General features: G+C 63.5%; 8 protein-coding genes and 1 pseudogene. 1 reads left to right on the forward strand and 8 read right to left on the reverse strand.

What is annotated here, in order from left to right:
• Window positions 1–75 precede the first annotated feature (75 nt).
• Window positions 76–1,317 carry an ISL3 family transposase gene (locus U5L98_RS04635; RefSeq protein WP_322557176.1) on the forward strand — a complete coding sequence of 414 codons (1,242 nt, stop codon included), beginning with the start codon at window positions 76–78 and terminating at the stop codon, window positions 1,315–1,317.
• A gap of 16 nt (window positions 1,318–1,333) precedes the next feature.
• On the opposite strand, the gene U5L98_RS18675 is transcribed toward U5L98_RS04635, so the two are convergent.
• From U5L98_RS18675 to U5L98_RS04660, 8 genes and pseudogenes are all read right to left on the reverse strand, one after another.
• Window positions 1,334–1,738, reverse strand: a complete 405-nt coding sequence (locus U5L98_RS18675; RefSeq protein WP_416208173.1) for a DUF1513 domain-containing protein — start codon at window positions 1,736–1,738, stop codon at window positions 1,334–1,336.
• 10 nt (window positions 1,739–1,748) lie between these two features.
• Window positions 1,749–1,949: a hypothetical protein gene (locus U5L98_RS18680; RefSeq protein ID WP_416208174.1), complete on the reverse strand. Its 201-nt coding sequence runs from the start codon at window positions 1,947–1,949 to the stop codon at window positions 1,749–1,751.
• On the reverse strand, window positions 1,879–2,349 hold the full coding sequence (locus tag U5L98_RS18685) for a DUF1513 domain-containing protein (RefSeq protein ID WP_416208175.1): 471 nt from the start codon (window positions 2,347–2,349) through the stop codon (window positions 1,879–1,881). Before U5L98_RS18685 ends, U5L98_RS18680 begins: the two co-directional genes overlap by 71 nt.
• A gap of 116 nt (window positions 2,350–2,465) precedes the next feature.
• Window positions 2,466–2,705 carry a hypothetical protein gene (locus U5L98_RS04640; RefSeq protein WP_322557177.1) on the reverse strand — a complete coding sequence of 80 codons (240 nt, stop codon included), beginning with the start codon at window positions 2,703–2,705 and terminating at the stop codon, window positions 2,466–2,468.
• Between the two features lie 120 nt (window positions 2,706–2,825).
• Window positions 2,826–3,464 carry an imelysin family protein gene (locus U5L98_RS04645; RefSeq protein WP_322557178.1) on the reverse strand — a complete coding sequence of 213 codons (639 nt, stop codon included), beginning with the start codon at window positions 3,462–3,464 and terminating at the stop codon, window positions 2,826–2,828.
• Between the two features lie 63 nt (window positions 3,465–3,527).
• Window positions 3,528–4,937 (reverse strand): di-heme oxidoredictase family protein, encoded by a 1,410-nt coding sequence (locus tag U5L98_RS04650; RefSeq protein ID WP_322557179.1) that lies wholly within the window; start codon window positions 4,935–4,937, stop codon window positions 3,528–3,530.
• A gap of 88 nt (window positions 4,938–5,025) precedes the next feature.
• Window positions 5,026–6,309: an imelysin family protein gene (locus U5L98_RS04655; protein WP_322557180.1), complete on the reverse strand. Its 1,284-nt coding sequence runs from the start codon at window positions 6,307–6,309 to the stop codon at window positions 5,026–5,028.
• Between the two features lie 213 nt (window positions 6,310–6,522).
• Window positions 6,523–6,759 (reverse strand): annotated as a pseudogene (locus U5L98_RS04660) (BrnA antitoxin family protein).
• Between the last annotated feature and the right edge of the window lie 173 nt (window positions 6,760–6,932).

Raw genomic sequence — 6,932 nt, forward strand, 5'->3', positions numbered from 1 at the left:
TCTTCGTCGTTGGGTGTGGAATTCGCCCCCTGAGCTGGGCCAGCATAGAGCCTCCACGACGACAGGAGGCATGGCATGGACGGCACCCAGATTCTGACCCTCGGCCTTGGGCTGGAAGCGCCCTGGATTCTCAAGGACCAGCACCTGGATACCGCTGTCTCGCCTCACCGCCTGGATCTCTATGTCGAGGCCGAACGAGGCAGCCTCTACCCCTGCCCGGAGTGCGGCAAGGCCTGCCCGGCCCACGACTTCGCCGACAAGACCTGGCGGCACCTGAACTTCTTCCAGCACCACTGTTACCTGCACGCCCGCGTGCCTCGCACCAAGTGCCCCGAGCATGGCGTCAAGCGCATCGAGGTGCCCTGGGCGCGGCCTGGCAGCGACTTCACCCTGCTGTTCGAGCAGGCCGCCATGTCGCTGGTCAAGGAGATGCCGGTGCTGGCCGTCTCCCGGCAGCTGGAGATCTCCGACAAGCGCCTGTGGCGCATCGTGCACCACTACGTAGGCCGCATGCTGGGTGAACTGGAGCTGTCCTGCGTGGCCACCATCGGCGTGGATGAGACGGCCTCACGGCGGGGTCATCGCTATGTCACCGTGTTTCTCGACATGCAGCGCAAACAGGAGCCGGTGCTCTTCGCCGTCCCCGGCCATGGCAAGGCCGCCATCAAGGCGTTCAGCACCTTCCTGGCAGAGCATGGCGGCAACCCGGACAACGTCGTCGAGGTGGTCTGCGACATGTCTCAGGCGTTCCTGAGCGGCGTGGCCGAGAACCTGCCCAATGCCGAGGTGACGGTCGACTGGTTCCACATCGTGCAGACCTTCACCAAGGCCCTGGACGAGGTCCGCAAGAAGGAACGCCGAGAGAAGGGGCACCCCAAGGCGCTGCGGTGGGCGGTGCTGAAGCGCGTCGATAACGACAACCTGACGGACAACCAACTGGCCGCCCTCCAGGAGCTCATGGCCGATCGAGGCGCCACCGCCGATGCCTGGGTCATCAAGGAGAAGCTGCGCTGGATCCAGAAGGCCCCGACGCCGCGGGCCGCCCGGTGGCGGATCACGAACTACCTCAAGGTGATGCAAGAAGCTGTTACCGATCAGCCACTGCTCAAGCCGATGGCGAAGGCCCTGACGACGCTGGAGCGGCATGCCGAGCAGGTGGTGAGGCGCTGGATCTCGGGGCTGACCAACGCACGCCTGGAGGGCATGAACGGGCTATTCCAAGCCGCCCGGTCACGCGCACGCGGCTACCGTAACGTGGCCAACTTCATCGCCATGATCTACCTGATCGGCAGCCCCGTGGGGCGCCTGCTGGAGTAGGTAGCCTGCCCCTGTTTCAGGCGCAGTGCATGAGCTCAGGTGGTTGTCCCAACTCCAGGTCGAGGGCGTCGATCCGCTGCGGTGGCGAGCCGTCGCCCGGAACGCTAAATAGCTCCTTGGCCCGATGATACCCCAGAAGCCACCGCGACCGTCGGGCAGGGCGCCGGCGGCATCCGGGAGGTGGTGGCTTGCCATCAGCCTTCTTCGTCCGATCCAGCAGCAGAACCCGATGACCTCGGGGGGCGGTGATCAACGCGCGTGCGGTATCGGGTGCCATGGCGATGCTGGCAATGTAGTGACGCAGCTCGTCTGCGAGGTCGTCTGGGCAGGACGATCCTCGGCATGACGTCCCCTCTGGCCCGCGAAAGGCCAGCAGTGGTTGCCGTTCCCAGGCCGGGCCTTGGAACTGATATCCCGCCAATACGCTGCCGTCAGGGGCGACGTCGACGACGACGGCAGCCGAGCCTGATGATGGCTTGGGGCACGTCGCTCAAGGACCTCGCCGCGCAGGCCGGTCCGCCAGCAGCAGGTGCCGGCGCCACGCCATCCATCGATCGAGTTTCACCTGACCGCAGCCAGGCATGAGTCCGGATGCCACCAAGCCCGACGACCAGCGTCTGTCCATCCGGCATCAGGCGCAGCTGGTGGGGGCCGATGCCAGGCGAGGTCGATTTCACCTTCCAGGGCATAGTCGTTTCCGGCATCGAAGACGCGTATCACCCCCGCGCCATCCTCGATCCGATTGGCGGTGGCATAGAGGTACCGGCCGTCCGGGGAGAAGGCGCCGTGACCATAGAAGTGGTAGGCAGGGCCGGCCGTAGATACGGGTGACCTCGCGTTGCCTCGATGCCGTCCAGCACATGGGCCGATCGGCCTGGACGCCTGGAGAGCAGCACTGATCTGCGGACGCCCCGGCCGTCGACAGCCGCTGTGGCAGATAGCGTTCCGGCACGGGGATGCGGCAACTGGCTCCCAGCGGCCGGCCGATACCCGATGCAAGCCTGGTGGCCCTGGGCATCGTCGACGCGGCACTCCATCAGCCAGGTGTTCCGACGCTCACGCTGCGCCCAGCCAAGCAGGCGGCAAGCCGAGGGAACCCAGCCCCCACGGATGGGCCGCCTCTGAGGAACTCACGTCGCTGCCACATGCTAGTCCCCATCGCTGGCGTTGAAGCCTCGGGTGGACTCCCAGGGCAGAGAGGATCTTACGACGGTCCCATCCAGTTCAGCCGCGGTCACCTCGACATAAAGGCCCTGCACCGCGGAGCGGGCGGCCGGCTCCTCCAGCGCGCGGGCGATCCCGCCCTCAATGTCGTCAACCTCATCCAGCGCCTGGTCAAGCGTGGCGGCGAAGTCATCGTAGAGCGCTTCCTGATCTGCCTGCTGCATCAGAACGCGCAATCCGGGAGACAGGCCTGTTCCAGCCCGGAGAGGCTGGCGGCGATCAGCGTGACCGATCGCCGGCTTCTCCATGCCTCGGCGAGGTCAGCGTTCGGCGATCCACGCCGGTCAGGCCCAAGGGGGTCGGCAAGCCGCCCAGGTTTCCATGGCGTCCAGGGCTTGCAGGCCGGCCTCCAGCGTGGCTTGGGTATAGGTGTCGGTATCCCGGTAATGCCCACCAAAGGCTTGCCAGTCGTCATGCAGCTGGCGAGTCGTAGCTTCCAGGTGCTTGGTGATGGCCGATAGCAGTCCACAGGCCTGTGGTGCCGCCAGGGCTTGAGGTGTGTCCAGCTCATCATCGAACAGCAGATATTCCAGTGCCGGAAACCCCTGTACCGCCACGCTGTCGTCGGCAATGGACTGCATGGTGGGTGCTGTATCAGCCTTCAGCCAAGCGGAGACCTTGCGGCCCACCAGGTTCTTGCGATCGGGCCAGAACTGCAGTTGCCATCCCCGACTCTGTTGCTCGATCGGGCCGAAGTTGACGAAGCGAACCGCCTGCCACGCCTGGTAGGCATCGAGCCACAGGTCCTCCAGTGCTGCCCGTCCCTCTGCTGATGGCGAGTGACAATAGTCGGTCGCCTGTTCGGCGAGCCGCTGAGCATCGCTGGCCAGCTCGGCGTAGCCGTCACCGATGGCCTCATGCCAAAGGTCGCGTGCGGTGGGTGGCTCGTCGGCAATCGCTGCCGGCAAGGGGGCGGCCATCATCAGGGCCAGCAGCCCGGCTAGACCCCCGACGGCCCGTGAACGCGGTTGCGGTGAGTTCAGGTATCACAGCGACTCCAGGAAGCGAAGTAAATCGTGGCGGCTGGACGTGGAGAGGGCCCTGTAGCCAGCGGCGGCGGGCCCGGCTTCACCACCGTGCCAAAGAATCGCCTCTTCCAGCGTGCGAGCTCGTCCATCATGAAGGAAGCCAGCCTGCGGGTTGACCTTCTGGGCGAGTCCGATGCCCCACAGAGGCGGGGTGCGCCACTCTCTGCCGGTCGCCTCGAACTCCGGCCGTCCATCCGCCAGCCCCTCTCCCATGTCATGGAGAAGAAGGTCGCTGTAGGGCCACAGCGTCTGATCGGCGAGCTCGGGCCGTGCGGCATCGGCGGCCGTGCGCTGTCGCGGAGTATGGCAAGCCGCGCAGCCGAGGGTGTTGAACGTCTCGGCACCGGCAACCACCCGCGGATCCTCCATCTGGCGACGCTTGGGCACGGCAAGACTGGAGGCATAGAAGGCGACGAAATCGGCGATCTCGTCGCTCACTTCCGGGCTTCCCCCGTGAGGCAGCACCGCGCAATCCTGGCTGGGCATGCAGTCGGTGTGAGGGAAAAGGCTCGATGTCAGACCCATGTCGTCGGCGAAAGCACGAAGGTTCTGTTGTTCGACGGAGGGCTGTCCGGCCTTCCAACCGAAGCGACCCATCACCGTCTCACCGCGCTCTTCATCCCAGACGCGGTTGATGCGTCCCGAGATCCCGTCACCATCTCGGTCCTCGGGGTCGGCTCGCTCCGTGATGCGTTCTGCCGGGATGGCTTCGAGAAGCCCCAGGCCGATCATGGGCGGGGCGACACGTGGCGAAGTGAGCAGCTCGTCAGGCAGCTGCCCATAGGCCGGGTTGATGATCCGGTATTCGGGAACCCGCAGGGAGACGACGTCACCGTCATCGAGTGTGATTGTCTTCTCGGTATAGCTAACCTGCATGTCGGCCTCGGTGTCGAAGCCGGTGATGGCCGCCGTCTGCAGCTGCCCACCATAGTGAGGCAGGGGATTGATGCCCTGACGCTTCAGTACCTCTGCATCTGCGCCTTCCGCTGGCAACGACAGGCGCAGGAACAGGGAAACGGCACGCTCTTCCCCGCTCGGAGGGTGGCCACGGCCATCCTTGATGTGACAACCCTGACAGCTGTTGGTATTGATCAGCGGGCCCAGCCCGTCACGGGCATCGGTACTGGCCGGCGCTTCCACCCAGGGGTTGCGGAAGAAGCTATTGCCGACGCTGAAATCCAGGCGCTTAGTCATCGACATGTTGCCCAGCGGAAGCGAATAGGCGTTGTGGTCGAACTGCGCCACCGAGCCCTCGCCCCCGCTGTCCGGTGTCGTCTGTACAGGGAAGGCGGCATGCGCTGGTAGTGCCATCAAGGCGACCAGGGCGCTGCCCAGCATGACAGCGGCAAAGGGGGAGCGTCGGGACATTGGGAGGCCTTGAAGTTACGAAAGTGTTCAACGACGAAGGCCGCCACCAGCGAGGCTGGTGGCGGCCATGTTCAGGGACTAATCTGTATCAGAACGCGTGGCCAGCATCGTCAGGCTGCAGACTGGTGACCCCGAGGGTCCCCGCCACTTTCTCGATAGAGCCGGTCTGAGTGACCAGAGCCAGGATGGCACCATTGATCATTTCTTCACCCTGCTCATTACCGGGAGCGATCATCATGTCGAAGGCCATGGGAGAGCTCTCCGCCTCGGCCGCGACTTTCAGGTCCTCCAACTCGGCCATGGACGCTTCGAACTGCTCGCGTAGCGTGGCGTCGAGCTCAGCGTCCTGCTGGGCCACCAGGTCCGCGACGGAAGGACCTTCGATGACACTGCCATCCAGGCGCTCGTACTCGCCCAGGTAGACGTTCTGAACCCCCAAGCCGTTATAGAAATGCGAATTGTGGGTATTGTCGCTGAAGCAGTCGTGTTCGTCCTCGTAGGAGTTAGCCTCCAACGCGACCTTCATGCGTTCGCCCGCCAGTTCACCCAGTGACAGCGAGCCCATGCCGAACAAGATCCGCCTGAGGCCCTCCTGTGCGGGCTCTGAGAGCAGTGCCTGGCGATAGTTTTCCTGCTGGTCAGGCGACCATTGAGCGACCATCCACTCCAGGTCATTCACCAGCAGATCTGATGCCGCATCAAGATAGGCACGCCGCCGGTCGCAGTTGCCATGGGTGCAGTCGTCACCGGTCATGTAGTCGCTGGCCGGCCGCTCACCGTTGCCGCTGTCGAAGCCATTGAGGTCCTGGCCCCAGAGCAGGAATTCCAGTGCGTGATACCCGGTCGCCACATTGGCCTCTGAACCGCCTACCTCGTTCAGGTCGGCGAGTAATTCCGGCGTTATCTCGCTGACGTCGAGCGTCTCCCCACCGACCTCGATGGAAGTATTGGCCACGATGTTGGCGGTAGCACCGGCATTGCCCAGCTCATGCTGATAATCGTCGCTGGCGACGTAGTCGATCATGCCTTCGTCCAGCGGCCAGGCATTCAGCTGGCCTTCCCAGTTATCGACGATCGGGTTACCGAAGCGGAAGACCTCGCTTTGCTGGTAAGGTACACGCGCTTCGAGCCAGGCTTGACGTGCCGCCGCAAGGGTCTCGGCTGAGGGAGCCTTCAGCAAGGCATCAATGCGCTCGTTGAGCTTCTGAGCTGCCGACAGGGCATCGGCATACGTGGCATGGGCAACGTCGGCATAATGGCTGACGACCGACTCGGGGGTAACCGTATCCTCGGCGGCGAGAGCGCTTACAGGAATCAACGCGGCCAGGGCGATGGCGCTGGTCAGTGGTAGGCGAACGGGTAGGGAAGTCATAGGGTTCCTGTCGGACGTTGTCAGTTGGTGGCGAATCAATTCCACTAATAACGTAAGGCAATCCGTTACCCTATGCAAATAGGAATTAGTAGCATTCCGTGGCGCGATCCATCCAGCCACCAAGCTCGGCGTAATCGCTTGGCGCCCACCCACATGATTTCCCTGGTCTCGGTTTCACCCGGTCCGCCGGCTGTCATTGACATCATCCGCAAGTCAAGCCCTGATCAGGGATTGATAGGGCATATCTCGCTTGTTCGCTTCGATCTTGATTCGGTCGAGTAACCCTTCAGGCAAACGAAGCTAGATGGTTTTCGTAGATGGCTTCAATTTCGGAAAAGAAGTGGGTTCTGCCTGGCTCCAGTCCATGTAGTCGGAGGAGTCGTGGTTTTCCCAGAACTCCCGTTCCTCTGCTTCGCTCTTGAACTCAGGCACCTTTCTTTGCGTGATCATAAACAGCCCTCTCTTTGCGGTGCATGGCGAGAGTAGATACCACCTGAATCATCATGCCGCTTTTTCGTGTGAACCTACAACCGCCCGAGCCCGCTCACCCGCGTCTCGCTCTTCTCTACCACCGCATCCAGCAGCCGGCCGCGACCGTCTCGACCAGGGTGAGCCGGTGGCGG

The organism is Halomonas sp., assembly GCF_034520545.1.
GTDB lineage: Bacteria > Pseudomonadota > Gammaproteobacteria > Pseudomonadales > Halomonadaceae > Halomonas.

What these genes read in the sequence shown, in the direction of transcription:
- U5L98_RS04635 (WP_322557176.1), top strand. Translation starts at nt 76, where the DNA reads ATGGACGGCACCCAGATTCTGACCCTCGGCCTTGGGCTGGAAGCGCCC.
- U5L98_RS18680 (WP_416208174.1), bottom strand. Translation starts at nt 1,949, where the DNA reads ATGCCGGATGGACAGACGCTGGTCGTCGGGCTTGGTGGCATCCGGACT.
- U5L98_RS04640 (WP_322557177.1), bottom strand. Translation starts at nt 2,705, where the DNA reads ATGCAGCAGGCAGATCAGGAAGCGCTCTACGATGACTTCGCCGCCACG.
- U5L98_RS04645 (WP_322557178.1), bottom strand. Translation starts at nt 3,464, where the DNA reads ATGATGGCCGCCCCCTTGCCGGCAGCGATTGCCGACGAGCCACCCACC.
- U5L98_RS04650 (WP_322557179.1), bottom strand. Translation starts at nt 4,937, where the DNA reads ATGTCCCGACGCTCCCCCTTTGCCGCTGTCATGCTGGGCAGCGCCCTG.
- U5L98_RS04655 (WP_322557180.1), bottom strand. Translation starts at nt 6,309, where the DNA reads ATGACTTCCCTACCCGTTCGCCTACCACTGACCAGCGCCATCGCCCTG.